Source organism: Paenirhizobium daejeonense (assembly GCF_014280875.1).
GTDB lineage: Bacteria > Pseudomonadota > Alphaproteobacteria > Rhizobiales > Rhizobiaceae > Allorhizobium > Allorhizobium daejeonense.
The window spans coordinates 377,438-403,156 of the sequence record NZ_JACLAL010000004.1 but is presented as its reverse complement, the minus strand read 5'-3'; the positions used below and the strand labels follow the sequence as shown (position 1 = coordinate 403,156).

The 25,719-nt window shown below is 59.6% G+C and carries 23 protein-coding genes and 1 tRNA gene; 7 read left to right on the top strand and 17 right to left on the bottom strand.

What is annotated here, in order from left to right:
• Nucleotides 1-82: 82 nt before the first annotated feature.
• A complete protein-coding gene (ppk2, locus tag H4I99_RS11800) occupies nucleotides 83-970 on the top strand; it encodes a polyphosphate kinase 2 (protein WP_163903221.1) in 888 nt (295 codons plus the stop codon).
• Between the two features lie 49 nt (nucleotides 971-1,019).
• Here the strand turns inward: ppk2 and H4I99_RS11795 are convergent, their stop codons facing one another.
• Complete coding sequence (locus H4I99_RS11795) at nucleotides 1,020-2,240, bottom strand: hypothetical protein (RefSeq protein WP_163903219.1); 1,221 nt, start codon at nucleotides 2,238-2,240, stop codon at nucleotides 1,020-1,022.
• Between the two features lie 302 nt (nucleotides 2,241-2,542).
• Here H4I99_RS11795 and H4I99_RS11790 point away from each other — a divergent pair, with 302 nt between their 5' ends.
• Both H4I99_RS11790 and H4I99_RS11785 read left to right on the top strand, forming a co-directional pair.
• Entirely contained in the window at nucleotides 2,543-3,502 is a 960-nt protein-coding gene (locus H4I99_RS11790) for an NAD(P)H-dependent flavin oxidoreductase (RefSeq protein WP_163903217.1), read from the top strand.
• Nucleotides 3,503-3,641: 139 nt separating this feature from the next.
• A tRNA-Thr gene (locus tag H4I99_RS11785) sits at nucleotides 3,642-3,717 on the top strand.
• Between the two features lie 230 nt (nucleotides 3,718-3,947).
• Here H4I99_RS11785 and H4I99_RS11780 read toward each other — a convergent pair.
• Together H4I99_RS11780 and H4I99_RS11775 are read right to left on the bottom strand one after the other, a co-directional pair.
• A complete protein-coding gene (locus tag H4I99_RS11780; RefSeq protein ID WP_163903215.1) occupies nucleotides 3,948-5,258 on the bottom strand; it encodes a UDP-glucose dehydrogenase family protein in 1,311 nt (436 codons plus the stop codon).
• 285 nt (nucleotides 5,259-5,543) lie between these two features.
• On the bottom strand, nucleotides 5,544-5,936 hold the full coding sequence (locus H4I99_RS11775; RefSeq protein WP_163903213.1) for a PRC-barrel domain-containing protein: 393 nt from the start codon (nucleotides 5,934-5,936) through the stop codon (nucleotides 5,544-5,546).
• A 320-nt stretch (nucleotides 5,937-6,256) separates the two neighbouring features.
• Here H4I99_RS11775 and H4I99_RS11770 point away from each other — a divergent pair, with 320 nt between their 5' ends.
• Both H4I99_RS11770 and pgi read left to right on the top strand, forming a co-directional pair.
• Nucleotides 6,257-7,972: a long-chain fatty acid--CoA ligase gene (locus H4I99_RS11770; RefSeq protein ID WP_163903211.1), complete on the top strand. Its 1,716-nt coding sequence runs from the start codon at nucleotides 6,257-6,259 to the stop codon at nucleotides 7,970-7,972.
• 132 nt (nucleotides 7,973-8,104) lie between these two features.
• Nucleotides 8,105-9,730, top strand: coding sequence for a glucose-6-phosphate isomerase (gene pgi, locus H4I99_RS11765; RefSeq protein ID WP_163903209.1), 1,626 nt, complete (start codon nucleotides 8,105-8,107; stop codon nucleotides 9,728-9,730).
• A gap of 65 nt (nucleotides 9,731-9,795) precedes the next feature.
• On the opposite strand, the gene H4I99_RS11760 is transcribed toward pgi, so the two are convergent.
• The 12 genes from H4I99_RS11760 to H4I99_RS11710 form a co-directional block, all read right to left on the bottom strand.
• Nucleotides 9,796-10,722, bottom strand: a complete 927-nt coding sequence (locus tag H4I99_RS11760; RefSeq protein WP_163903207.1) for a carbohydrate kinase family protein — start codon at nucleotides 10,720-10,722, stop codon at nucleotides 9,796-9,798.
• 146 nt (nucleotides 10,723-10,868) lie between these two features.
• Nucleotides 10,869-11,561, bottom strand: a complete 693-nt coding sequence (locus tag H4I99_RS11755) for an orotate phosphoribosyltransferase (RefSeq protein WP_163903205.1) — start codon at nucleotides 11,559-11,561, stop codon at nucleotides 10,869-10,871.
• Nucleotides 11,562-11,632: 71 nt separating this feature from the next.
• Nucleotides 11,633-12,817, bottom strand: a complete 1,185-nt coding sequence (locus H4I99_RS11750; protein WP_163903203.1) for a GGDEF domain-containing protein — start codon at nucleotides 12,815-12,817, stop codon at nucleotides 11,633-11,635.
• Nucleotides 12,818-12,932: 115 nt separating this feature from the next.
• Entirely contained in the window at nucleotides 12,933-13,970 is a 1,038-nt protein-coding gene (pyrC, locus tag H4I99_RS11745; protein WP_163903201.1) for a dihydroorotase, read from the bottom strand.
• Between the two features lie 68 nt (nucleotides 13,971-14,038).
• Nucleotides 14,039-15,127, bottom strand: coding sequence for a response regulator (locus tag H4I99_RS11740; RefSeq protein ID WP_163903199.1), 1,089 nt, complete (start codon nucleotides 15,125-15,127; stop codon nucleotides 14,039-14,041).
• 16 nt (nucleotides 15,128-15,143) lie between these two features.
• Nucleotides 15,144-17,399: an ATP-binding protein gene (locus H4I99_RS11735; RefSeq protein WP_244625039.1), complete on the bottom strand. Its 2,256-nt coding sequence runs from the start codon at nucleotides 17,397-17,399 to the stop codon at nucleotides 15,144-15,146.
• Nucleotides 17,396-17,521, bottom strand: coding sequence for a hypothetical protein (locus H4I99_RS24700; RefSeq protein ID WP_280513869.1), 126 nt, complete (start codon nucleotides 17,519-17,521; stop codon nucleotides 17,396-17,398). The genes H4I99_RS11735 and H4I99_RS24700 overlap by 4 nt, the downstream gene beginning before the upstream one ends.
• A 22-nt stretch (nucleotides 17,522-17,543) precedes the next feature.
• Nucleotides 17,544-17,936: a response regulator gene (locus H4I99_RS11730; protein WP_163903197.1), complete on the bottom strand. Its 393-nt coding sequence runs from the start codon at nucleotides 17,934-17,936 to the stop codon at nucleotides 17,544-17,546.
• A 245-nt stretch (nucleotides 17,937-18,181) separates the two neighbouring features.
• Nucleotides 18,182-18,814, bottom strand: coding sequence for a nucleoside/nucleotide kinase family protein (locus tag H4I99_RS11725; RefSeq protein ID WP_425314376.1), 633 nt, complete (start codon nucleotides 18,812-18,814; stop codon nucleotides 18,182-18,184).
• Complete coding sequence (locus H4I99_RS11720; RefSeq protein ID WP_163903195.1) at nucleotides 18,811-19,593, bottom strand: ATP-binding cassette domain-containing protein; 783 nt, start codon at nucleotides 19,591-19,593, stop codon at nucleotides 18,811-18,813. Before H4I99_RS11720 ends, H4I99_RS11725 begins: the two co-directional genes overlap by 4 nt.
• Nucleotides 19,593-20,651, bottom strand: coding sequence for an ABC transporter permease (locus H4I99_RS11715; RefSeq protein WP_163903193.1), 1,059 nt, complete (start codon nucleotides 20,649-20,651; stop codon nucleotides 19,593-19,595). Before H4I99_RS11715 ends, H4I99_RS11720 begins: the two co-directional genes overlap by 1 nt.
• Nucleotides 20,652-20,855: 204 nt before the next feature.
• Nucleotides 20,856-21,881 carry a sugar ABC transporter substrate-binding protein gene (locus H4I99_RS11710; RefSeq protein ID WP_163903191.1) on the bottom strand — a complete coding sequence of 342 codons (1,026 nt, stop codon included), beginning with the start codon at nucleotides 21,879-21,881 and terminating at the stop codon, nucleotides 20,856-20,858.
• Between the two features lie 234 nt (nucleotides 21,882-22,115).
• Between H4I99_RS11710 and H4I99_RS11705 the strand changes: the two genes are divergently transcribed.
• Both H4I99_RS11705 and H4I99_RS11700 read left to right on the top strand, forming a co-directional pair.
• On the top strand, nucleotides 22,116-23,366 hold the full coding sequence (locus H4I99_RS11705) for an ROK family transcriptional regulator (RefSeq protein ID WP_163903189.1): 1,251 nt from the start codon (nucleotides 22,116-22,118) through the stop codon (nucleotides 23,364-23,366).
• Nucleotides 23,350-23,778 (top strand): RbsD/FucU family protein, encoded by a 429-nt coding sequence (locus H4I99_RS11700; protein ID WP_163903186.1) that lies wholly within the window; start codon nucleotides 23,350-23,352, stop codon nucleotides 23,776-23,778. The genes H4I99_RS11705 and H4I99_RS11700 overlap by 17 nt, the downstream gene beginning before the upstream one ends.
• Nucleotides 23,779-23,780: 2 nt before the next feature.
• Here the strand turns inward: H4I99_RS11700 and H4I99_RS11695 are convergent, their stop codons facing one another.
• Nucleotides 23,781-24,503, bottom strand: coding sequence for a Crp/Fnr family transcriptional regulator (locus tag H4I99_RS11695; protein WP_163903185.1), 723 nt, complete (start codon nucleotides 24,501-24,503; stop codon nucleotides 23,781-23,783).
• A gap of 151 nt (nucleotides 24,504-24,654) precedes the next feature.
• Nucleotides 24,655-25,695: a 4-hydroxyproline epimerase gene (locus H4I99_RS11690; protein WP_163903183.1), complete on the bottom strand. Its 1,041-nt coding sequence runs from the start codon at nucleotides 25,693-25,695 to the stop codon at nucleotides 24,655-24,657.
• Nucleotides 25,696-25,719: the final 24 nt, after the last annotated feature.

Below are 25,719 nucleotides of genomic sequence, written 5' to 3'. Positions count from 1 at the left end.
CAAGATCTTGAAACAGTGTGCCAAATATGCCCCCTTTGCAGGATCGAAAAGATATCGTCGCAGAATCGGGAGTGGAGAAGACATGGAAACAGGACAGGAAAGCCGCGCCGTCACACTGGTCATCGACGGACAGAGCCGCATCTTCGACATCGACGACCCCAAGCTACCCAAGTGGATCAACAATGAATCCCTCGCATCCGACGATTTCCCTTATGACAAGAAGATGGACGAGGCGCAGTACGAGGACGAACTCGAGAAGGTTCAGATCGAGCTGGTAAAGCTGCAATTCTGGCAACAGAAGACGGGCAAGCGGGTCATGGCCCTGCTCGAGGGCCGGGACGCGGCCGGCAAGGGCGGCACGATACACGCCACGCTCGCCTACATGAATCCCCGCTCCGCCCGGGTCGTTGCCCTGACGAAGCCGACCGAGACCGAGCGCGGCCAATGGTATTTCCAGCGCTATGTCTCACATTTCCCGACAAGCGGGGAATTCGTAATGTTCGACCGCTCCTGGTACAACCGGGCGGGCGTGGAACCCGTCATGGGCTTCTGCACCAAGGAACAGTACGAGGACTTCCTGAAACAGGCTCCACGCGTCGAGAAGCTGATCGAGCAGGATGGCATTCACTTTTTCAAGTTCTGGCTGAATATCGGCCGCAAAATGCAGCTCGAGCGCTTCCACGACCGCCGACATGATCCGCTGAAGCTCTGGAAGCTTTCACCGATGGATATCGCCGCCCTCAACAAGTGGGATGACTATACCGAAAAGCGCGACCGCATGCTCAAGGAAACCCACACGGACCACGCGCCATGGACCATCGTCAAGGCCAATGACAAACGCCGCGCACGCCTCAACGTCATTCGCCACATCCTGCTGTCGATCGACTACGAGGGCAAGGATGAGAGCAAGATCGGCAAGATCGACCACAAGATCATAGGCTCCGGCCCGGACTTTCTGTCGAAGAAGTAACCTTCCTCAAGGCTTTCAAGGCTACATTGAAGGCCCCCAACAGCCGGCATCACTCTCCTGGCAAGACACGCACCGAGTAGAGATTGATGCCGCGGCCCGTGCCGGCCAGATCGCCGTTCAGAACCAGACGACCGGGTGTGCCGGGCGCCATGGCGCGCTCGAACGATACACGAAACAGGGCGTCCGTTTTTTCGGGATTGGCCGTGAAGCGATGGCGGGCACAATCTCCCATCCGATCGAAATCACAGGATACCGATAGCTGAACCTGCTTGTCGTCCGCCGACTGCAGGGTAAGGGCAATGGTCGAGGTGCGCCCCGCCATTTCCCTTAGAACCTCGGGCGGCACGGTGATTTCCACGCTGCCATCAGCGTCGCCGCTACGCGACACTACCCGCACCGCGGTGCCGTCGCTGGCGTTGACGACATCGACGAGAGCGTTGCTGCGGGGACGGATTGCGGAAATCTGCTTCGGATCGAAAATCTCGATCCAGTCGTCGGAGAAGCCGCTGCGGGCATCGAGCGCCTTCGGTTCCTGGGTTCTCTGAGGTTCATCGAAATCCTCGGCTTCCGCATGGGGCGGAGGATTCGGTACGCTGGTATCCCGCTCGGCAGCGGTCAGCAGGACCCCGGAGGTATAGACCCACCACACGCCCATGCCGAGAAACGCAAGCAGGGTGAGAGAAATGAAGAGCCGAGAATAAAACCCGCGCCGAGCACGGCGGCGCACGACGGCTTCGGGGCGTACATCAAGGTTGAGACCATGATCGCGTTCCGACGCCTCACCGGCCCTGATTTCCGGTTCTGGTTCAATGCGATCCGACGGATCATCGAGCCAGGGATCGGCTTCCCGCGAAGGGGCTTCCACATCGAAGGAAGGCTCGGCTACACGCCGCTCCTCCGTGTGGCGCACGGCCGCGGGAGGTTCTGCGAAACTCGGTTCCTCGCGCATACCGCCGCGCGATGCGGGAGATGCTGGCGCGGGCGACGCCTGCACCGGCGCTGCCACCGGAGGTACCGGGCCGGAAGGAGCCGGAACCGGCGGCACAACCTGCACATCGACACGAGCACGTTCCTCGAGTTCGATGGCGTGGATAACCGTTTCCAGACGGTGACGCTGATAGGCGACAGTTTCAGGATCGTTGACGTTCTGCTTGCGCAGTCCGCTTTCGAGCGCCTGACGCGCCGATTGATAGATGCGGGCACGGGTTTCCGCATTGGTGCGATCCGACCGCTCGAGAGCGTTTCTGATGGCTGTTTCCAATCCGTTCACTGGCTATTCTGCTCCTTCAGGCGGCACGATGCCGCCAAGACCCGTTCTTAACGATTCGGTAACGGCTGCTTAGCCGATCTGCAAGCCCCGCCCCTTCGCTTCCCACCGATACCTGGCAGAAATCAATGGACGGAAAGAAGTGAAAAAGAACGCAAACCGTTTGGCGGCCGGCCCTTACGGGTGTTTCTACGGCAACACGGGATTGCGACGAATGTGCCTGTCGAACGTGGATGCCCTTTTCCTCACCTGTCGTCTCTGATAGAAAATTGACGTTTTCGTAAACGTCATACCGGGAGGTAACCATGGCGCTTCCGCCAGTTCTGTCCGAAAATCTGAGGCTTCCGGTGGTCGCCTCGCCGCTCTTTATCATTTCTCATCCGGAGCTGACGCTTGCGCAATGCAAGGCCGGCATTGTCGGCGCCTTTCCGGCGCTGAACGCCCGGCCGGAAGCCCAACTCGACGAATGGCTGGCACAGATTACCGAAGAGCTCGCCTCCCATAATGCACAGAACCCGGATCACCCGGCAGCACCTTTCGCGGTCAACCAGATCGTTCATACCTCCAACAGGCGTCTTGAGCACGACCTGATGCTCTGTGTGAAATACAAGGTACCGATCGTCATCTCCTCGCTCGGCGCCGTGCCGGAAGTGAATGCGGCCGTGCATTCCTATGGCGGGATCGTGCTTCACGACGTCATCAACAATCGGCATGCCAATTCGGCCATCCGCAAGGGCGCAGACGGGCTGATCGCAGTTGCGACCGGCGCAGGAGGACATGCCGGTACGCTTTCACCCTTCGCACTGGTGCAGGAAATTCGCGAATGGTTCGACGGCCCGTTGTTGCTGGCCGGCGCGATCTCCACCGGTGGGGGTATTCTGGCGGCCCAGGCGATGGGCGCGGACATGGCCTATATCGGCTCGCCCTTCATCGCCACCACGGAGGCTCGCGCCAGCGACGCCTACAAGCAGGCGATCGTGGACGCCCATGCCAGCGACATCGTCTACTCCAACTATTTCACCGGCATACACGGAAACTACCTGAAGCCCTCGATCATCGCCGCCGGCATGGATCCGGACAACCTGCCGGAAGCCGACCCGTCCAAGATGGATTTCGACAAAGCCACGACCGGCGCCAAGGCCTGGAAGGATATCTGGGGCTGCGGCCAGGGCATCGGCGCGGTCAAAGCAGTCGAACCCGTGGCAAAGGTCATCGACCGGCTGGAAAACGAATACAAGGCGGCCCGCGCCCGCCTTTCGCTCTGACAGGCACCATCCAGAGCGGCAGTGTTGCGATGATCCCAAGGAAAACCGCAATACTGCCGATTTCCCCGCTTGAAATTCCGACGCGATGCCTGTATCAGCGCCGACATGCCGCAACCGCAGACATGCAGATTGCGTGCGGGCCGCTTTAGCTCAGTTGGTAGAGCACGTCATTCGTAATGACGGGGTCACGTGTTCGAGTCACGTAAGCGGCACCATTTCATCAAAAATCAGCAAAATTTCATACCGAGCGGCTGCATCTTTCGATGACGCTTTCGCGCTCGGCCGTTCCGGCCGGATCGACTGCGAGTAAGCTGATCACTGCATAGGGGGATCGTCAGCCTCGGCGAATGAAAAAGGGGCGCCGGCATGTTCGGCACCCCTTTTCCCAAAATTCCAACAGGTTACCGGCTGGAGGCTTCAAGCTCCCACCGACAGCCCCGCGTCATCAATAGTCCGCACGACCAACGCTGTCGTAGACGAAGCCGTGGCTCAGCGGTTGGGACGGTACGTAGACGTTGCGCAGGTCGATCAGGACCGGCTGCTTCATCAGGGACTTCAGCTTGTCGAAGTCTAGCGCGCGGAAATGCTTCCACTCGGTGATGATAACCAGGGCGTCCGCATCCTTGGCCACTTCGTCGACGCCGTCGCGATAGCTGATCTCCGGCATCATGCCGCGCGCGGCGGGCATGCCTTCCGGGTCGTAGGCCTGCAGAACGGCACCCTTGTCCAGAAGCGCCTGGACGATGGCAAGAGCCGGCGATTCGCGGATGTCGTCGGTATCCGGCTTGAAGGTCAAGCCGAGGATGCCGATGGTCTTGCCTCGAATGTCGCCTTCAAGCGCACGCTCGATCTTGCGAGCCATGGCGCGCTTACGGGTTTCGTTGATGCCCACGATGGTCTCGATGAGACGGATCGGGCTGTTATGATCCTGTGCAGTCTTGACGAGAGCAAGCGTGTCCTTCGGGAAGCACGAACCGCCATAACCGGGACCGGCATTGAGGAACTTCTGACCGATACGGCTGTCGAGGCCCATACCCTTCGACACGTCCTGAACGTTCGCACCGACCTGTTCGCAAAGGTCGGCGATCTCGTTGATGTAGGCAAGCTTCAGCGCCAGGAAGGCGTTTGCGGCATACTTTGTCAGTTCCGCAGTGCGCCGCGAGGTGAAGAGAACCGGATGCTTCTGAGGATCGAGGGCCGCATAGACCTTGGCCATGATGTCCCTGGCGCGATCATCGTTCATACCGACAACGACACGGTCGGGAGCCATGAAGTCTTCGATCGCGGCACCTTCGCGGAGGAATTCCGGGTTGGACACGACAGCGACGTCGGCATCCGGATTTTCTTCGGCAATAATGCGCTCGAGCTGATCGCCCGTTCCAACCGGCACCGTCGACTTTGTGACGACGACCGTGAAGTCCTTCACGGACCGGGCGATTTCACGCGCAGCGGCGAAGACATAGGCCAGATCGGCATGGCCATCGCTCTTGCGCGACGGCGTACCAACGGCGAGGAAGACGACATCTGCGTCACCAACCGGACCTGCGAGATCCGTGGTGAAGCTCAAGCGTCCTGCAGCAACGTTTTTCTGGATGAGTTCTTCAAGACCCGGCTCGAAAATCGGCACCTTGCCGCTATTGAGCATCGAGATTTTTTCTTCGACCTTGTCGATACAGACAACATCATGGCCGAAATCAGAAAGGCAGACGCCCGAGACCAGGCCGACATAACCGGTACCAATAATCGCTATGCGCACAACAGACTCCACTCGATTTTTTGTGGGGAACAGTCAGCTCGCCTTCCCGTTGCGCCGACTTGGGAGACCCGGCAAACGGACTTGCGAAGAACAGGCCATTCCGCTGACCGATACTCAGAAATGTTAATCGCCGGTTAACACTTACCGCATTGCGAAACGTAAACCAAGCACCTCCTGCGCGAAGCGTTGTGGTTACTTTCTTAACCTTAATAAAACCGGAAATGCATTGTGTGCAACACATGCAAAAAGCCCCGCTTTCGCGGGGCTTTCCGAGGCAACGCGACCTTACATCCAGTAAGGCGGCACACCATAATACTCATAAACGGAACGACCGTTTTCACGATACCAGTCGCGTTCGTCTTCACGAAAACGTGGGGCGCCCTCGATCTGTTTCTTCGTCAGATCAACACGATATCCGTCCAGATTCTCGTCGTAGGACAGCTTTTCCCACGGCAACGGATAATACTCGTCGCCAATTCCGAGAAAGCCTCCGAAACTCAGGACGGCATAGGCGACGCGACCACCCCGCTTCTCAAGTATGATTCGCTGAATTGAGCCGATGCGCTTGCCGTCGGAGCCGTAGACAGCCGTACCGTCCACCTTGTCGCTGGCAATCAGCGTCGGCGTGTCCTTCACATAAGGGTCACGATCTGTGGATTGTTCGTTCTGATGCAACATGGTGCACCTCCTTCGTTCTTGCGGTTCGTCGATACTTGCCGAGGTCAACGTCAGAGTCAGGGCAAGGTTCCGATCGAAAAGCCCCCCGGATATGGGGCCGGGCGCCCAGATGTCGCACAATCCCCGTAAGGCACTGAAATAGATCCATCCAAAAAAGGAGAGGCTCCGGTCAGATTTATTGACGCTTACGTCAAGGTTATATAGAGCTATTGAGGCTTGAACCGGCTTGACAAAGGCCTAAGCTCGGTTTGCGCGTCGAGGAGGGGGCATGCCGGCCACGGGAGGGCGGGCATGGAGGAAACTTTGACCGGGAGGTAATTATGTCTGATCTCGTCAGCCGCCATAGCGGCCGGGCAGCGGAAAAAATCTGGCTTTCATCTTATCCGGCAATGGTGCCGGCGGACATTCCTCCTCTGGAACATGCCTCGCTTGGCGCCCTGTTCGAAAGCAGCTGCGCCCGATATGCGGACCGTCTGGCCTTTTCCAGCATGGGTCGCGGCATGACCTTCCGCGAGCTTGAAGCGCAGTCTCGCAAAATAGGCGCCTGGCTTCAGGCGCAGGGCCTGAAGCCAGGCGACCGCGTCGCGGTCATGACGCCCAACATCCTGCAGAACCCGGTTGCCGTATATGGCATCCTTCGCGCCGGCTTCACGGTGGTCAACGTCAATCCGCTCTACACTCCGCGCGAGCTGGAGCACCAGCTGAAGGACAGCGGCGCCAAGGTCATCTTCGTGCTGGAAAACTTCGCCCGCACAGTCGAACAGGTTGTCACCCATACTGCGATCAAACATGTAGTCGTCGCCACCATGGGCGACATGCTCGGCATCAAGGGCCACATCGTCAATTTCGTGGTGCGCAAGGTCAAAAAGCTCGTGCCGGCATGGTCCATCCCCGGCCACAAGAGCTTCAATCGCGTGCTCTCGGAAGGCGCCCGGCTGCAATTGAAGCCCGCCAGCGTGAAGGGCAGTGACGTCGCCTTCCTGCAATATACCGGGGGCACCACCGGCGTCTCCAAGGGCGCGACGCTCACCCACGCCAACCTGCTGGCCAACAAGACGCAGATCGCGCTGTGGTTGGAAGCCGTGTACGTCGCCAAGGGTCGTCCCGATGTCATGACCTTCATCTGCGCGCTGCCGCTCTACCATATCTTCGCGCTGACGGTGAATTCGCTGATGGGTATCGCGACCGGCAGCCACAATGTGCTGATCGCCAACCCGCGCGACATTCCGGCATTCGTCAAGGAATTGCAGCAGCACAAGGCGCATATCTTCCCAGGACTGAACACCCTGTTCAATGCCTTGATGAACAACCCGGACTTCAAGGCTCTCGATTTTTCGTCCCTGCTTCTTGTGCTCGGCGGCGGCATGGCGGTGCAGCGGCCGGTCGCGGAGCGCTGGTTCCAGATGACCGGCTGCCCGATCACCGAGGGATATGGCCTATCGGAAACTTCGCCTGTCGCCACCGTCAACCGGCTCGACAGCAACGAATTCTCCGGGATGATCGGCTTGCCGCTTCCCTCGACCGACATCGAGATCCGCGACGAGGATGGCAATACGCTTCCGATCGGTGACGTCGGCGAAATCTGCATCCGTGGTCCGCAGGTCATGGCCGGCTATTGGCAGCGGCCCGAAGAAACCGCCAAGGTGATGACGCCCGACGGTTTCTTCCGTTCCGGCGACATGGGGATGATGGACGAGCGGGGCTATGTAAAGATCGTCGACCGCAAGAAGGACATGATCCTGGTTTCCGGCTTCAATGTCTATCCGAACGAGATCGAAGAAGTCGCAGCCATGCATCCGGGCGTTCTGGAATGTGCGGCAATCGGTATTCCCGACGAGCATTCCGGTGAAGCGGTCAAGCTGTTCGTGGTGAAGAAGGATCCGGCGCTCACCGAGGCCGAACTCAAGGCTCATTGCGCGGCAAACCTGACCAACTACAAGCGGCCGCGTTACATCGAATTCCGCCAGGAACTGCCGAAATCGAATGTCGGGAAGATCCTCCGGCGCGAACTCCGCGACAGCGCGGCCAGCAAGTAACGTCTTTGCAACAGCGGGCTGCCGGTGAAGCCGGCGCTCGCCGTCGATGCTCTATTCCGATGGACTGCGCCTTGATCGGGCGCATTCCCCAGAATAGTGTCGCCCTCATCTTTGCCAACCAGGGAAACGAAGATGCAGGCCATCATCGACAAACTCACCAGCACTGCCGCCGCCACCCGAGCGGAGGACCTGCGAGCCGCCTTTGCCGCCGACGCCCAGCGCTTCACCCGCTTCAGCACGTCTTTCGACGACCTGCTGATGGACTATTCGAAGTGCGCCGTGAACGACGAAATCATGGCGCTGCTCGAAGAGCTTTGCACAAAGGCTGGCGTTGCCGAGAAGCGCGATTCGATGTTTGCCGGGGAGAAGATCAACTTCACCGAAGATCGCGCCGTCCTGCACACCGCGCTCCGCAACCGCGCGAACACGCCCGTCATCGTCGATGGCGCCGACGTGATGCCTGACGTCAATGGGGTGCTCGCCGCGATGGGCGCTTTTGCCGAAGCGATCCGTTCCGGCGAGCTGACCGGTGCGACGGGCAAGGCCATCACCGATGTCGTCAACATCGGCATCGGCGGCTCGGATCTCGGCCCGGCCATGGCGACACTGGCGCTCGCGCCCTTCCATGACGGTCCGCGCCTGCATTTCGTATCGAACGTCGACGGCGCTCACATCGCCGATACGCTGAAGCTGCTTTCCGCCGAAACGACGCTGTTCATCGTGGCGTCCAAAACGTTCACCACCATCGAGACAATGACCAACGCCCAGACGGCCCGCGCCTTCATCGCCAAGGCGCTTGGCGAAGATGCCGTCGGCGCGCATTTTGCAGCCGTCTCCACCGCACTCGACAAGGTTGCGGCCTTCGGCATTGCTCCCGAGCGGGTCTTCGGTTTCTGGGACTGGGTCGGCGGACGCTATTCGATCTGGTCTGCGATCGGCCTGCCGCTGATGCTCGCCATCGGCCCCGAGAATTTCGGCCGCTTCCTCGATGGCGCCCATGCCATGGATCAGCATTTCCGCACAGCCCCGTTCTCGAAGAACCTGCCGATGCTGCTTGGCGCAATCGGCGTCTATCATCGCAACGTGCTCGGCTATCCGACGCGCGCCATCCTGCCCTATGACCAGCGGCTGTCGCGCTTCCCTGCCTACCTGCAGCAGCTCGACATGGAATCGAACGGCAAGAGCGTGACGATTGACGGCAAGCCCGTTGCGGGAGGCTCCGGTCCTGTCGTCTGGGGCGAACCAGGCACCAACGGCCAACACGCCTTCTACCAGCTCATTCATCAGGGCACGAGCATCATCCCGGCCGAATTCATGATCGCCGCAAACGGCTTCGAACCGGAACTGCGGCACCAGCATGAACTGCTGATTTCCAATTGCCTTGCTCAGTCGGAAGCCCTGATGCGCGGCCGTACGCTTGCGGAAGCGAAGGCGCAGCTGATGGCAAAGGGCATGGAGGAGGCAACCGCCGATTTCCTCGCGCCGCATCGGGTATTTTCGGGTAACCGTCCGTCGATCACCTTCGTCTACGACCAACTGACGCCCTTTGCGCTCGGCAGGCTAATCGCGCTTTATGAGCACCGCGTCTTCGTGGAAGGCGTGATCTTCCGCATCAACTCGTTCGACCAGTGGGGTGTCGAGCTGGGCAAGGAACTGGCGACCGGTCTTCTGCCTGTGGTGGAAGGCAAGGTCGCGGCGACCGGGCACGACAGTTCGACCGCCGGTCTCGTTGCCGCATTGAAGACTGCGCGCGGCTAAGGCCGCGACAACTTGTGAAAAGAGAAATAACTGAGGCGCGCTGAGATAAGAGAGTGCGCCGCGCCTCAGAAGCCGATTTCGGCGGCGAAGGGCGGGTTGGCTCCTGCCCTCGATACCGTTACGGCAGCGGCCTTCGCACCGAGACGCAGAGCCGCCTCGACACCCGCTTCGTCAAGCGTGGCGATCTTTTCCTTGGTAAGCTTGTCCTGACGCTTCAGCGAAGCGAGAATGCCGGCGTCGAAGGTATCGCCGGCTCCGACGGTATCGACGACCTCGACGCGTTCGCTCGGAACGGAAAGCTTGAAACCGGCGGTGTAACCCGTCGCTCCTTCCGCACCGCGGGTAATGACGACGAGCTTGGCGCCCTTGTTCAGCCAGTGGCGGGCGAGCGTATCCTGATCGCCCTCAAGGCCGAACCAGACGAGATCCTCGTCGGAAAACTTGATGATGTCGGACATGGCAGCCATGCGGTTGATGCGCGCCATATGCGCCTGCTTGTCCTTGATGAATCCGGGCCGGATATTCGGGTCGAGCGAGATGACGCGCTTTGCCTGTTCGCGAACCAGCAACGCTTCATAGGTAGCGCCACAGGGTTCTGGAATAAGGCTGATTGCGCCGAAGTGCAGAGCCTCGCAGTCATCGCCGAGAACCGGCAGATCGCCCTCGGTGATCATACGGCCAGCGGTGTTCTCGTCATAGAAGGCATAGCTCGCATGACCATCCACCAGCTTTACGAAAGCGATGGTCGTCGGCCGCGAAAGGGTCGCGCAGAAGGAGTAGTCGACATTACTCTGCTGCAGCGTCTCACGCAGGATGTCGCCCATCATGTCGTCGGAAAGGCCGGTGAAAAAACCGGTCGGGATACCAAGACGCCCGAGCGCGATCGCGGTGTTGAAAATCGCGCCGCCGGCATAGGGTGAAAACGCCCTTTCGCCGCGCGTCGTTTCCCGCGGCAACATGTCGATGAGCGCTTCTCCACAGCACAGGATCATTCGGGCATCCTCCCTTCCCAAGAACGAATTTAAATCGATTTAAAGCAATTCTCGCGAAAACGCCACAACTGCTTTTCCTTGCAGAGCGCTATGCGTCCATTAGGCACACAAACGGCGCTTTGGCTCCCCATTTTCGCGTCGATGCGTCAGGCGAGTTCGGTGACGCCGCCGTTGCGGCCCGACCATGCAAGCGGCGCATCGAGGAAAGCCTCGACTTCCGACAAAGTCTTTTCATCGAAAAGCTTCTGTTCACGCGCAACGGCCAGCACGTTCCGCCAGGTAGCGATGTAGTGCAGCTTCACATTGCCGTTGGTGAAGCGCTCCTCGGCCTCGGCGAAGATGCCGTAGTAGAAGAGCGCGATGCCATGATCGACCATGCCGCCGGCAGCGCGTACGGCGTCTATGAACTTGAACATGCTGCCGCCGGCCGTCGTCAGGTCCTCGATGACGAGGACGCGGGAGCCTTCCGGCATATGGCCTTCGATCTGGGCATTGCGGCCATGACCCTTCGGAGCCTTGCGGACATAGATCATCGGCAGGCCGAGGCGATCTGCAAGCAGGGCGGCAAACGGGATGCCCGCAGTCTCGCCCCCGGCGATGCAGTCAAACTGCTCAAAGCCGGCATTGCGCATGAGGGTCGCGGCGGCAAAATCCATCACGGCCGAACGAATGCGCGGATATGAAAGGAGCTTGCGGCAATCGATATAAACGGGGCTGCGCATGCCGGAAGAAAGCTTGTAGGGTTCGGCTGCATTGAAATGCACCGCCTTGATCTCCCAAAGCATCCTGGCCACGAGTTCGGCCATCACGGCCGGTTCGGAAAATGTCGTCTGGATCATGCGCCCGCTCCTTATCGTCCTGCTCAGGCGAATAGCAGCATGTGCCCTCAGATGCTAGAGAGTTCGGGCTTTCAGGGGGAAGCGTTGCTTCGGGTTTCCACCGTTTCGACCCGATGCAGGAACTCCGCCATCTGCACACGGTTCCGGCCGTTGCGCTTAGCCTGATAGAGCGCTGTATCGGCAAGATTGAGGACGACCTCGAAATTATCGGCGTCCGGCGAGCCAAAGGCGACGCCGGCACTGACCGTACATTGCAGCGTCGCCTCTCCTAAGCGGATTTCCCGCGAAGCAAAGCTGCGGACGATATCGTCCGCCACACGTTCAGCGCGGCCCGGCAAAGTGTTGGCTAGGATGATGGCGAATTCCTCGCCTCCGAGGCGGGCGACCGTGTGCTGGCCGCCGGTGCCATTGGTCAGCTCCTCGGCGAATATCCTGATCACCAGGTCACCGGCCGCATGGCCATGCTGATCGTTGATCGACTTGAAACGGTCGATATCGAAGAGGACGACTGCGGTTTTCAAACCGACCGGACGGCCGGAGACGCGATCGAAAAGTGCACGGCGGTTGAGCAGGCCAGTCAGCGGATCGGTATTGGCCTCATGGCGATGCCGTGCTGCAAGCCGCCACTGATGAAGAGCCAGTGAAAGGGCACCGATACCGGACATGCCGGCGATGCAGATCGCGAGATTGAGATTTTCAGCCCAATTGTTCGGAGCGTGGCCAAGAACCCACTGCCGTTTGTAAAGCAGGACGCCGGCGCACAGGATGAAGGAGATCCCGCTCAGCACGTACAGGAAAACCATCCCCGTGAGCGGCCCCGGCGCTTCCGCACGCGCGCGCCAGTATTGCCAGCCCGTGCCGATCAAGAGCACGGCCGTCGCCGTATTCATGAAGATGAACGCTACTCCGTCCAGGCCCCACGCCATCAGCGGAAGACCGGGTGCGATCGTGATGGCTGAGAGAGCGGCCGACAACATCCATGGGCTTTGAGCAGTCCGGAACTGGGCGGAACCGGCATAGATCGTGCTGAAGCCGGCCATCAGGAACGCATAGGCGACCGATGCCATGAGCATGCCGGTTTCCATGGTGTAGGAACTGAAGGCAAAGATGCCGATGACGATAAAGAAAAGTGCGACGACAAGGGTCAGAAGGAAGGAATCGGCGCGGCGCGAAACCCAGGTTCCAAGAAGAGTGACCATCAGGCAAGTGGCGGAGAAACCAAGTGCAAGCAGAAGAGAATTGTAATCAAGCATCATGCCAAGCGCTCTCTTCAGCCTGAAATCATTACGTCCCTCCCCTGACGGACGCTAACTGCAGCTTCTCTCCAAAAGATTACCCGAATTGTGAAAATCCTAGCAATCCGCAGTCAATTTAGCGAACCTGCCAAAAGAGCGGGAACATAGGATCGAACACTGTCACCGGGCCAGCCCCCGTCTCGATCTTCGCAGGGAACTCAACCGGCTCATCGCCCCTTTCCAACGTGATTGTTTCGTCGTTTGGCGCAAGGCCGTACCATGCCGGCCCGTTCAACGAAGCGAATGCTTCCAGGCGATCAAGGGCGTTTTCCTGCTCGAAGACATGGGCAAGGCAGCTCATGGTATTGATCGAGGTGTAGATGCCGGCGCAACCGCAGGCGCATTCCTTCAACGGATCGACATGCGGTGCGGAATCCGTGCCGAGGAAGAAGCGGGCGTCGCCCGACGTTGCGGCCGCACGCAGCGCCAGCCGGTGGCTCTCGCGCTTGGCTACAGGCAGGCAGTAGTAATGCGGCTTGATACCGCCAACCAGAATGGCGTTGCGGTTGATGATCAGGTGATGAGTGGTAATCGATCCGGCAATGTTGCGGTCGGAAGAGCGGATGTAATCTACTCCATCCGAGGTCGTGACATGCTCCATTGTCACCTTCAGTTCCGGCAGGCGGCGGCGGAGGGGATCTAGCACGGTGTCGATGAACGCCTTCTCGCGGTCGAAGATGTCGACTTCCGGTGTCGTGACCTCACCATGAACGCAGAGCGGCAAGCCGATCTTCGCCATGCGCTCCAGAACCGGCATGGCGTTTTCGAAGTTGCGTACACCGCCGTGCGAATTGGTGGTGGCGCCTGCCGGGTAGAGCTTCACAGCAGTGATCAGGCCGCTCTTCCTGCCTTCCTCGACATCGTCGGGATTGGTATCTTCCGTCAGATAGAGCGTCATCAGCGGCTCGAAACGATCGCCCGTCGGCAGGGCGGCCATGATGCGCTCGCGATAGGCGCGTGCATCGGCCGTTGTCACGACCGGCGGCACGAGGTTCGGCATGATGATGGCGCGCGCGAAATGCCGGCTGGTGTCACCAATCACCCCATCAAGCATGGCGCCGTCCCGCAGGTGCAGGTGCCAGTCATCCGGGCGGCGAATGGTAAGGGTGCGCATGATGGTATCTCCGGGCCTCGATTATCGCCCGCAGATACCATGTTCCATCAGCCGATCAAAGCCGCCTTTCAGGCGACCTTTTCGCTGGAGGGAGTGAACGTCTTCTGCATGGCCTCCTGGGCCTGCTCGCGACGGTCGTCCTCCATGATCTGCCGGATGCGCGGCAGGGCGCGCTCGAAGGCGGCAACACAATCCGGATCGAACTGGGTACCGGCGCGACCGAGGATGTGCTCTACGGTGCGTTCGAAGCTCCAGGCCGGCTTGTAGGGACGCTCGGTGGTCAGCGCATCGAAATTATCGGCAATGCAGACGATACGGCCGGAAATCGGTATCGCGGCACCGGAGAGACGGTTCGGGTATCCCTGCCCGTCCCATCGCTCATGATGGCTGACGGCGATTTCCGAGGCGAGTTGCAGCAGCGACGAATGCGAACGGGAGAGGATGTCGCTGCCGATCTGGGCATGAGCCTGCATCTGGCGGTATTCGGCTTCCGTCAGGCGGCCCTGCTTCAAAAGCACCGTATCCGGCATCGCGACCTTGCCGATATCATGCATCGGCGCCGCCATGCGGATATCGTTGCAGAACTCCGGGGTAAGGCCCATTTCGAGTGCAATCGCCTCGGAATAGGCGGCGACACGCAGCGTGTGGCGCGACGTTTCCGGATCCTTGTAGCCAGCGGCGACCGTGAGGCGATGAATGATCTCCTGCTCACGCAGACGAAGTTCACCAACGGCGCGATCCACTTCGCGACGCAGCCATTCGGCCTGGTCGGCAAGCTGACGGCGCGCACGCGACAGGCTGACGATGTTCTGAACGCGAGCCTGGAACTCAACCGGATTGACCGGCTTGGTGAGAAAATCGATCGCCCCGGCGTTCAGCGCGGCCATGCGCGTAGTCATGTCCTTGTCTGCGGTGACGAAGACGACCGGTACGTCGGCATATTTGTCGAAGCGGACGATCTCCGTGTAGAGTTCGACGCCGTTGTAGACCGGCATCTGGTAGTCGATGATGGCGATGTCGAAATCGATATCCGGCAGGGAGGAAAGAACCTCATCCGGGCTCGAGAAGGCAACCGCCTCACAGTCTTCAAGCTTGCCGACGAGCTTCGTCAGGAGCTTCAGGTTGGTGCTGTTATCGTCCACCAGCAAGATACGCATTGACGCCTCCTAGTACTCAAGCAACCAGCTTGAACTTCATCGTTTCGATTTCATTGGTGAGCATTTCGACATCGGCCATGGTCGGCTGCTGTTCGCGCAGCGAATTGGCCTTGCCGGCAATTTCGGTGAGCCCGACATTCACGGCCGCCCCCTTGATCGTGTGCAGCACTCGGTCGATCTGGTTGATGTCGCGGCTTTTCAGCGCGCCATGCAGTTCGTCGATCAGCGTGGAGGCATCGTCGAAGAAGGATTCGACCAGTTCCTGGAAAACATCCTCGCCGAGAGCATCAACGAGTTCCGCATAGCGGGCTTCATCAAGACCATCAGGGCAGAGCTGCGGCAGGCCCGGAAGATCCACAGCACCGAGCAGGACCGGATCCGGCAGACCGTCGTCGTCGGCCGGAGCCTCAACAAATTCGGCGGCCAGGGTTTCGTTCAGCGACGAGATCACGTTGCGCAACCTTTCCATTGTAACAGGCTTGGATTCGAAACCGGCCATGCCAGCATCCAGGCAACGGCGACGGTCGTCATCGGACGCATTCGCGGTCATCGCGATGATCGGGACGGCAGCGCACGGGCCGCGCTCGGAGATAATCCGGCGTGTCGCCTCGATGCCATCCATAACTGGCATCTGCATGTCCATCAGAATGACGTCGAAACTCTGGGCGGACGCCATGGAGACCGCTTCCGCGCCGTCGTTGGCGACGGTGACGTCCTGGCCGAGATGGTTGAGGAAACGGGTTGCGACCTGCTGGTTGACCCTGTTGTCCTCGACAAGCAAAATACGCAGACGGGGAAGCTCGTGGCTCTTCTGGCTCTTTACAGCAGAAAGCCGGCGCATCTCGTCCTTGCCGACGGCAATCACTCCCAGTTCGAACCAGAAGATGCTACCAACGCCGACGGTGCTGCTCATGCCGAGTTCGCCGCCAAGCTTTTCGACGATCTGCTTGCAGATGGTAAGGCCTAGACCGGTGCCGCCATATTTGCGGCTGATCGAGGCGTCGACCTGGGAGAATGGCTTGAAGAGCTTCGAAAGGCCGGCTTCATCGATGCCGATACCCGTATCCTCGACTTCGAAGCGCAGCATCAGCTTACCGTGACGATAAAACTCCCGCAGCCGCAGCGTAACGGTGCCGTTCTTGGTGAACTTCACGGCGTTGGACAGCAGGTTGAGGAGCACTTGCCGTAGGCGGGTCGGATCGGTGCGGACATAGAGCGCATCGAGCGATTCCGGGATATCGAGAACGACCGTGTTTTCGTGGTCGTCAGCACGACCGCGAATAATGCTGACCGTGGTCTCCGCCAGGGAGGCGACATCGACGATGCGCTCCTCAAGTTCCATCTTACCATGTTCGATCTTCGAATAATCGAGGATCTCGTTGATGATCTCCAGCAACGCCTCGCCCGAGGAGCGGATGGTCTTGACGCTTGAGAGGGCATCGGAAGGCAGCTGCGACAGTTCCAGCAGTTCGGACATGCCGAGGATCGCGTTCAGAGGCGTGCGGATCTCGTGGCCCATGGTTGCCATGAACTGCGACTTGGCGCGGTTTCCGGCGTCTGCACCTTCAAGAGCTTCCGTCAACTGCCGTGCCATCGTCTCAAGCTCGGTACCCGTCTTGCGAACAGACTTCAGCTGACGGCGAAGAGTAGCAACGAGGAATACAACCGAGACCATCAACAGGCCAAGCATCACGGCTGAAGTCTTTTCAAGCCGGACGACGGTTTCACGGGCGGCGACGCGCTCATTGTGAAGCTGCATGTTGGTATGGGCGAGAAGCTTTTCGCTGATCCGCACAAGGCCGGCCACCGTCTCCGCCAGAGCGTCGAGTCGCGCGCCTTCCAACTGCCGGCCCGGAAGGCTGGCCTGCGCGAGCGGGGTAAAACGCGCGACGGCGGCGTCAATCTCGGCAAGAAACGCCGAGGCATCGGCATCCCCGGAAATGAAGCGATCGAACTGCGGCTCGCGGAGATGTGCGATTTGCCTGTGAGCAGCGTCGAGTATTTGCGAAAGCGTGGAGGCGAAGTCTTCCGCTCCCCGCTGATGGCGGAGTTCGTCGACAGCCGTGCCGACTGCGCGGATGTCTCGATCGAGCTGATAGACAGACCAGACCGCGTTCTCTCCGGTGCCATCCTGCAGGGACAGAAACTGACGGGAGATCTGGAACGCCAGCATGATCAAGGCGGCGAGAAAGATAGCCGAGAGAAGTTGCAAGATCAGGGTAGTGCTGCCGGCCTTCTTCATGACTTCGCTGCTGCGGACAAGAACGGTCATGGCGAAACTCCGACATACCGGGCCTTGGCAACACGACGGGCTGCCCGCTCGCCGTTACGCAACGCCACGAGGCGAGGCGAACAAACCGGGTTTTCCGAAATTGCGTTGGTCAGCTTGCTCATGCGGATGGTCCGGACCCTCGTATCAGCGATGAGCTGCGAGCGTAGCCGGCGCGTAGCCGACATGGGCGGCGAGCAGGTCGCGGAAAGTGACGGCATCGACCGGCTTGGTCAGGAATCCGGTAACGCCCATCGCAACAGCGGTTTCGCGCAACTTCGGATCCTGATCGGCGGTGATCATGATGACAGGCACTTCGTCATAGCGACGCAGCATGCGGATCGCCTTGACGAACTGCAGGCCGGTCATACCCGGCACCATGTAATCGACGATAAGCATGCTGAAAAAAGTGTTGTGGCAGAGGGAGAGTGCCCGCGCACCATCAGCCTCGATGATGATATCCTCGTCTGTGACCTTTCCGGCGAGACGCTTCAGGATCAGCGCGTTCGTCGCATTGTCTTCTACGATCAGGATAGTCATTGCCGTTCTCCTCCATCACACCATCCGATGAAATCGGCCCCGCATCGCTTGTGGATGGGGGAATTTCCTCATTGGTTCATGGAAGGGTTGTAGCAACCGGACCCTGAAATTCGTTGAAGCAATTAGCGACAATTTTAATCGTTGCTACATTAATCGCTTCTTAAATTTTTAGGTCTGACTAACATGCTGCATTCCCCTTGGGCCGCAAGGGGAATGCCTTCTCACAGTGCGCATCGGAAGGATTGTCAGGTGTCACTATAGACGAAATCGGCCTTGCGACTGCGGGAAAGCACAAGACGGCCGTTCGGCAAGTCATTTTCTTCAACCTTGGCTGCGACTTCTTCTTCATCGAGGCCGAAACAGCGCCAGCGGGCCTCCAGCCGGCGCCGGAGTTCATCCGCCGGCGGTGCGATCATCACAGTCAGGTCGAAGAGCGGTGCGAGCACGGACCATGGTTGCTCTTCGAGCAAAAGATAATTTCCTTCAACCAACACCACACGCGGCCCCGCCGGGATTGCACGTGCAGCGGCGATGGCGAGTTCGCGTGTGCGATCGAACACCGGCACCAGAACTTCCCCACCTTCCCTCACAGCGCGCACGATGTCGACGAGTCCCCGGACGTCGAAGGTGTTGGGCGCCCCCTTGCGAGCGAGCAGCCCACGTTCTTCCAACACGGCGTTATCCATGTGAAATCCATCCATCGGCAGAATGGATGCCGGCACGCCTTGCGCGATCAGCGCCTTTTCAAGAGCTTCCGCGAGAGTGGACTTTCCCGCACCCGGAGGCCCGGAAATGGCGACGAGCAGACGCGGCGAAACGGTCGCCTGTTCGCTGATGGCTTTCGCCAGTGTATCGACCGCCGACATGGCCGATGTCATGCCGCGATGTTCTCTTCCGGTGCGGGGCGAGCGCCGGTCATGAAGGCGACTGCATCCGACATCGTGTAGTCCTTCGGATTGATGACGCAAAGCCGTCGCCCAAGGCGATGGATGTGGATACGGTCAGCCACCTCAAAGACATGCGGCATATTATGCGAGATCAGCACAATCGGCAGACCCCGCGAACGGACCTCAAGGATAAGTTCGAGAACGCGGCGGGATTCCTTGACCCCGAGGGCGGCCGTCGGTTCGTCCATGATGACCACCTTGGAGCCGAAAGCAGCGGCACGGGCAACCGCAACCCCCTGCCGCTGGCCACCCGAAAGCGTCTCCACCGCCTGATTGATGTTCTGGATGGTCATCAGGCCGAGCTCGGAAAGCTTGTCCCGCGCGATCTTTTCCATCCTCTTCCGGTCCAGGGAACGAAACACTGCCCCCATAATGCCCGGCCGGCGAATCTCCCGCCCGAGGAACATGTTGTCGGCGATGGAAAGCGCCGGCGAAAGGGCAAGATTCTGGTACACAGTCTCAATGCCGGCGTCGCGCGCCTCCATAGGGCTACGGAAATTCACGGGGGTTCCGTCCAGCCTGATCTCGCCCTCATCAGGCGTGATCGCACCGGAAATCGCCTTGATCAGCGAGGATTTTCCGGCGCCATTGTCTCCGATCACCGCAAGAATTTCGCCGGGATAGAGATCGAAATCGGCGTTATCGAGGGCGGTCACGCGGCCATAACGCTTGACCAAACCGCGGGTGGTAAGAATGGGTGCGCGTTCCATCAGCCTGCTACCTTTCTGATCCACTGGTCGACGGCAACCGCCGAGATGATGAGTACGCCGGTCAGGAGAACCTTCCACTGCGGATCGGCGCCGAGCATATTGAGACCCATGGAGACCACTCCAACGATCAGTGCGCCGAACAGTGTTCCGAGGATGGACCCGCGTCCGCCGAAGAGCGAGATACCGCCGATAACGGCCGCCGTGATAGCCTGAAGATTGTATTCGGTGACGGCCGCGGAAGGCGAAATCGACCCGTTACGGCCGATGGAAACCCAGGCCGCCAGCGCTGCGATGAAGCCGGCCAGCGCGTAGGTGCCGAGCAGCACGCGATCCGAACGGATGCCCGCGAGTTGCGCCGCCTCCGGATCGTCGCCCACGGCATAAAGATGCCGGCCCCAGGCGGTGTGATTGAGCGCGTACCAGAGGACGCCTATGAGGACGACCATGAAAACGACCCCGAGCGTGAAGACCGCTTTGCCGACCCGGAAACTTTCGCCAAATATCTGCAGGAAGGGTGCGATCGTTTCGATATCAGCGGCGCGCAACGTTTCGTTGGCCGAATAGATGAAGTTGGTGGCCATCACGATGTTCCAGGTACCGAGCGTCACGATAAACGGCGGCAACTTGATCTTGGCCACCAGAAAGCCGTTCAGAAGGCCGCAAAGCGTACCCACCCCCAGTCCGACAACGACGGCGATCGGCGAGGGCATGCCGTAATGCAGGGCGCAGTTGCCCATCACCACCGCCGAGATGACCATGACGACGCCAATCGACAGATCGATGCCGGCCGTCAGGATCACAAGTGTCTGTGCCGCGCCGAGAATACCGACAACCGCGATCTGCTGAAGGATCAGGGTGAGTGTGTAGCTGGAAAAGAACTTGCCGCCGATGGCCAGTCCGAAAATGGCGATCGATGCAATCAGCACGATCAGCGGCACCGCCGCCGGCGTGGAATGCAGGAAATGCTGTATCCTGCGAAGGGGCGAATGATCCTCGAATGCCGCGACAGACGCGTCGCTCTTGTCGAGAACCTTCTCGAATTCCTGGATGCTTGCCATGGACGTGTCTCCATCCCCTAGAGCGCCGTACGTCCATTCGGACGCACAAAGTACGCTCTAACGTCTTGTTTATGTGCATCGGACTTTCCGAAAATCGATTCCGATTTTCGGGCCGATGCGCCAGGACAGGTGCGTGCGCACCTTGGGAAGGGGCGGCCTGCACCGCCCCTTCTTCATGATGTCGTAGTGTTATCTGTCAGTCGATCAGCCCCAGCACTTATCCGTACCAACCTTGGTGTCGATCGATTCGACACCCGGGGCCGGCTTGTCGGTCACCAGCGATACACCCGTATCGAAGAAGCTCTTGCCGGGCGTCGGCTGCGGCTTGGTGCCGTCCTTCGCATATTTGGCAATCGCCTCGATACCAAGCGAGGCCATCAGCAGCGGATATTGCTGCGAAGTGGCACCGATCTGACCCTCGGCAACGGATTTCACACCCGGGCATCCGCCATCGACGGACACGATCAGGACATCGCCCTCCTTGCCGACAGCTTTCAGAGCCTGATAGGCACCGACGGCAGCCGGTTCGTTGATCGTGTGGATGACGTTGATATCCGGATCTTTCTGGAGAAGGTTTTCCATGGCCTTGCGGCCGCCTTCCTCGTTGCCGTTGGTCACGTCGTGACCGACGATGCGCGGATCATCTTCGTCACCGATCTTGTTCGGATCCTTAGGATCAATACCGAAGCCGATCATAAAGCCCTGGTCGCGCAGAACGTCTACGGTCGGCTGTGACGGAGTGAGATCGAGGAAGCCAATCTTTGCATCCTTGGCCTTATCGCCGAGGGTTGCCGCGGCCCATTGGCCGATCAGCTTTCCGGCCAGAAGGTTGTCGGTTGCGAAAGTGGCATCCGCTGCGTCGGCGGGATCGAGCGGGGTATCGAGCGCAATCACCAGAAGGCCAGCTTCCTTCGCCTTCTTCACCTGATCGACGATAGCCTTGGTATCGGAGGCGGTGATCAGGATGCCCTTTGCGCCGTCTGCAATGCAGGATTCGATAGCCGCAACCTGGCTGTCATGATCGCCATCGACCTTACCCGCATAGGATTTCAGAGTAATGCCGAGTTCCTTGGCCTTGGCCGTCGCGCCTTCCTTCATCTTGACGAAGAAGGGATTGGTATCGGTCTTGGTAATCAGGCATGCGGACACGTCTGCTGCGGTTGCAGGGGCGGCGAAAACAACGCCCAGGGCAAGCGTGGACAGGGCTGCTGCGATCAGTGACTTTGTCATATTTTCCTCCCGAAGATAACTCGACCGGCTCCTCCGGCCGCGAGATGTCGGCCCGGGCAATAAAAACTGCCCGGTCTGGCACGCCACTCTGGGTCGTACCTCTCCTCCACGTGGTCATTTAGAACATCAAAAAATTCGAACGTCAATAAATAAATCCAATTGAATTATTAATCCAATGTGACATGCTGGCGCCCTGCCCTACTTCACGGTAGGACAGGGTCGAGAGGAGCGACCATGTCCTTGACGCATGACCATTCACCATCGCCGACCCGCGAGCCGGAACCGATCAGCGCCGGCGGCGGCGCCAATCAGGTGCGCGTGCGCGCCTACAACGAACGGCTCGTGCTTTCGATCGTCCGGCGTCATCGCGGGCTCTCCAAGGCGGATATCGCGAGACGCACAGGCCTTTCGGCACAGACGGTCTCGGTCATCATGCGTGCACTGGAAAAAGACGGACTTCTGATGCGCGGCGAACCGGTGCGCGGTAAGGTGGGCCAGCCCTCAATCCCGATGTATCTCAACCCCGAGGCCGTCTTTTCGTTCGGCGTGAAGATTGGTCGGCGAAGCGCCGATCTGGTACTGATGGATTTCGTCGGAAAGATCCGCACGCAGCTTCACCGCACATATCGCTATCCAAACCCCGAGGAGATCCTCTTCTTCATCAGCGACGGCATCGCCGAGGTTGAGGCCGCCATTCCGGCGGCTCAGCGGGATAGCGTCGCCGGCGTCGGCATTGCCGCACCTTTCGAGTTGTGGAACTGGGCCGAGGAAGTAGGGGCACCGGAAGGAGCCATGGATGCATGGCGCGGTTTCGATCTGCAGGCGGAGGTCTCGGCGCGGATCAGCTATCCTGTATATCTGCAAAACGATGCAACGAGCGCCTGCGGTGCGGAACTCGTCTTCGGCGCCGGCCCGCTCTATCCGGATTTCATCTATTTCTACGTCGGCTCCTTTATCGGCGGCGGCATCGTCCTGAACTCGTCCGTCTTCGTGGGACGCACCGGCACTGCCGGCGCAATCGCACCGCTCCCCGTACGCAACAAGCGTGGGGAGACGGCGCAGTTGCTCGAGATTGCCTCGATCTTCGTGCTGGAAAACCTGCTGCGCGAACGCGGCCTCGATCCCCAACCCCTATGGTATGCCGCCGAAGAGTGGATCGATTTCGGCGAACCGCTGGAAATCTGGATTCAGGACAGCGCCGAGGCGCTGGCACAGGCCATTGTCGCGGCCGTCTCCATCATTGACTTTTCCGCCGCGATCATAGACGGCGGCTTTCCCGATTGGGTGCGCGCACGCCTCGTCAAGGCGACAGTCGCGGCAGTCAACCGCCTCGACCTTCAGGGTATCGTCACACCCGACATCATCGAAGGCATCGTTGGTCCCCAGGCCCGCGCTATCGGCGGTGCTAGCCTGCCGATCTTTGCCCGTTACCTCATCGACCAGACGGTCCTTTTCAAGGAAATAGACAATGCTGAAGGGAATTGACCCGCTTCTGAGCCCCGACCTGCTGGCGACGCTGCGCGCCATGGGCCATGGCGACGAGATCGCCATCGTCGACGGCAACTACCCGGCGCTGGAACATGCAAGGCGTCTCGTACGTCTCGATGGTCACGGTCTCGTCCCCGTGCTCAACGCCGTTCTCAGCGTTCTCCCCGTCGACGATTTCGTGCCGCAGGCGATCTTTCGCTCGACGGTCGGCACCGATCCCGAACGGCTCGATCCCGTTCATCAGGAGATCATTGCATGCTGCGCCGGCCATGAGCCGAAGATGACCGTCGTGCCGCTCGTGGGTGCAGCCTTCTATGACCGCGTGCGCGCGGCCCATGCGGTGATCCAGACAGGTGAACCGCGGCTCTACGCCAATGTCATCCTGCGTAAGGGCGTCATCTACCCCTGAGCTTAACCCTCCAGCGCCTTCGAGATGCGCTTCGAGAGTTCGACAGGGTTCCTCAACACGATTGCCCGGCTGGTGCGCTCGATCAATTGTTCACGGATGAGACGTGACATTTCGCGGGAAACCGTCTCGCGGCTCGAACCAATATGTTCAGCAAGCTCCGCGTGCACGAGCGGCGGCGAGATGATGCGCTCAGTGCCGCCATCGCCGCGTGAACGGGATAGACGCAGCAGGGCGTTGTAGAGCCTGTGCTTGGTATCGAGGAAAGACAGTTCCGACACACGCTCGTTTGTCGCGCGAATACGGCGCGACAGCAGTTGCAGCAGAGCCCGGCTCACTCCGGCGCTACCACGCAGTATGTCATGAAAAACGGTATAAGGAATGACAGTGACGACCGCATCGCTGACCGCCATCAGGCTAGCAGAACGAGCGAGATCATCGATAGCCGACAACTCGCCCATCAGGTCGCCGCGCCGAAAACTCCCCAGAATAGCTTCCTTCCCCACCGAGAAACGCAAGACTGCGCGTACCTCGCCACTCTGTACCAGAAATACATCCTTGGAGAGATCTTCGTAATCGACCAGACTTTCACCAGCGTATAAATTTCTGGTGTGGCATCGAGACAACCATTCTCGTTCAGTTTCCACTGTCAGGCTCGAGAAAATCGGACCCACACGCAAAGAATACGAGTTCTGTGAGCCTGCCAGGAGGGTGGATCCTGTCGTCAATTGTGTGTTCCACTTACTATACTTGCTAATTTACGCTGCGCGCGGGTGAGGGCCCTACATATTCCCTGCACTTCATCAATAGCAAGATAGGTGACGACAAGAAACCTACCGATCTATTACCAATTTCATTCGAAGAACAAATCTCTTCTTCCTAGCCTATCGAGCCGGCCGAAGGCCCCCAGACGTCCGTCAACGCAAATCCTTCGGGGAAAGGATCAAACGGATCGAGCGCAACCTGATGCAATCCGAAGGTGAAGCCGCGGCCGCTGATCGTCGGGATTACGGCTGTTCGGCCAGCCACTTCGGTCACGGAATCGAGCCCGACCTCGAATTCAGAACCGATGATCGAACGGGACTTCAGGATGTCTCCCACCTTCACCTTGCCGCGGGCGTAGAGCGTCGCGAGATTGGCGGAATTGCCCGTACCGCAGGGCGAACGATCCACACGGCCCGGCCACATGGTCGTGCAGGTGCGAACGGCTCCGTCAGGATCGACATCCCTGAACATCACGTAGGCGACGCCGGAGATCGCCGGGATTTCCGGGTGAACGACGGGAATTGTGCGGTTGATCTGTTCCTTGAGGATCATGCCTGCCTCGACCAGCGCACGCGCGTTGCCCTTTTCGATGGTGAGGCCAACCTGATCGACATCGACGAGCGCATAGAAAATGCCGCCATAGCTCAGGTCGAAGGTGATCCGCCCCCACTGCTCGGTATCGATACCGACGTCGAGTTCATGGACGAAGGAAGGAACCATGGTGAGCTTGACGCGCTCGCAGCGGCCGTCGCGGCAGGTGGCCGTCGCACGGACGAGGCCGGCGGCCGTATCCAGCATGACAACCGTCTCGGGTTCCTGCATCTCGACGATACCGCTTTCCAGCAGCGCGGTGGTGACGCAGATCGAGTTGGAGCCGGAGCTGGCATGGGCCTGATCGGGCTGAAGGATGATGAAACCGGCATCGGCCTTCGGGTTCTTGGCCGGCAGCAGCAGATTGACGGAGCCGATCGGCGCACCCCGCGGCTCGAGCACGAGCATACGGCGCAGCTCCTGACCCTTGGGGTCGTTGTTCATCCAGTGCAGCTGCTCGGCGATCGTATCACCCGGGATCTTCGGCACGCCGCCGATCGCCACCTTGCCGATTTCCCCTTCCGCATGCACGTCGAGAAGCTGAAGGGTCCGTTTCCATCTCATGAGATTACTCCATCAATCAAACAG

Coding starts and splice junctions, on each gene's coding strand:
- ppk2 (WP_163903221.1), top strand. CDS start 83: ATGGAAACAGGACAGGAAAGCCGCGCCGTCACACTGGTCATCGACGGA.
- H4I99_RS11790 (WP_163903217.1), top strand. CDS start 2,543: ATGGCGCTTCCGCCAGTTCTGTCCGAAAATCTGAGGCTTCCGGTGGTC.
- H4I99_RS11775 (WP_163903213.1), bottom strand. CDS start 5,936: ATGTTGCATCAGAACGAACAATCCACAGATCGTGACCCTTATGTGAAG.
- H4I99_RS11770 (WP_163903211.1), top strand. CDS start 6,257: ATGTCTGATCTCGTCAGCCGCCATAGCGGCCGGGCAGCGGAAAAAATC.
- pgi (WP_163903209.1), top strand. CDS start 8,105: ATGCAGGCCATCATCGACAAACTCACCAGCACTGCCGCCGCCACCCGA.
- H4I99_RS11760 (WP_163903207.1), bottom strand. CDS start 10,722: ATGATCCTGTGCTGTGGAGAAGCGCTCATCGACATGTTGCCGCGGGAA.
- H4I99_RS11755 (WP_163903205.1), bottom strand. CDS start 11,561: ATGATCCAGACGACATTTTCCGAACCGGCCGTGATGGCCGAACTCGTG.
- H4I99_RS11750 (WP_163903203.1), bottom strand. CDS start 12,817: ATGATGCTTGATTACAATTCTCTTCTGCTTGCACTTGGTTTCTCCGCC.
- pyrC (WP_163903201.1), bottom strand. CDS start 13,970: ATGCGCACCCTTACCATTCGCCGCCCGGATGACTGGCACCTGCACCTG.
- H4I99_RS11740 (WP_163903199.1), bottom strand. CDS start 15,127: ATGCGTATCTTGCTGGTGGACGATAACAGCACCAACCTGAAGCTCCTG.
- H4I99_RS11735 (WP_244625039.1), bottom strand. CDS start 17,399: ATGACCGTTCTTGTCCGCAGCAGCGAAGTCATGAAGAAGGCCGGCAGC.
- H4I99_RS24700 (WP_280513869.1), bottom strand. CDS start 17,521: ATGAGCAAGCTGACCAACGCAATTTCGGAAAACCCGGTTTGTTCGCCT.
- H4I99_RS11730 (WP_163903197.1), bottom strand. CDS start 17,936: ATGACTATCCTGATCGTAGAAGACAATGCGACGAACGCGCTGATCCTG.
- H4I99_RS11725 (WP_425314376.1), bottom strand. CDS start 18,814: ATGACATCGGCCATGTCGGCGGTCGATACACTGGCGAAAGCCATCAGC.
- H4I99_RS11720 (WP_163903195.1), bottom strand. CDS start 19,593: ATGGAACGCGCACCCATTCTTACCACCCGCGGTTTGGTCAAGCGTTAT.
- H4I99_RS11715 (WP_163903193.1), bottom strand. CDS start 20,651: ATGGCAAGCATCCAGGAATTCGAGAAGGTTCTCGACAAGAGCGACGCG.
- H4I99_RS11710 (WP_163903191.1), bottom strand. CDS start 21,881: ATGACAAAGTCACTGATCGCAGCAGCCCTGTCCACGCTTGCCCTGGGC.
- H4I99_RS11705 (WP_163903189.1), top strand. CDS start 22,116: ATGTCCTTGACGCATGACCATTCACCATCGCCGACCCGCGAGCCGGAA.
- H4I99_RS11700 (WP_163903186.1), top strand. CDS start 23,350: ATGCTGAAGGGAATTGACCCGCTTCTGAGCCCCGACCTGCTGGCGACG.
- H4I99_RS11690 (WP_163903183.1), bottom strand. CDS start 25,695: ATGAGATGGAAACGGACCCTTCAGCTTCTCGACGTGCATGCGGAAGGG.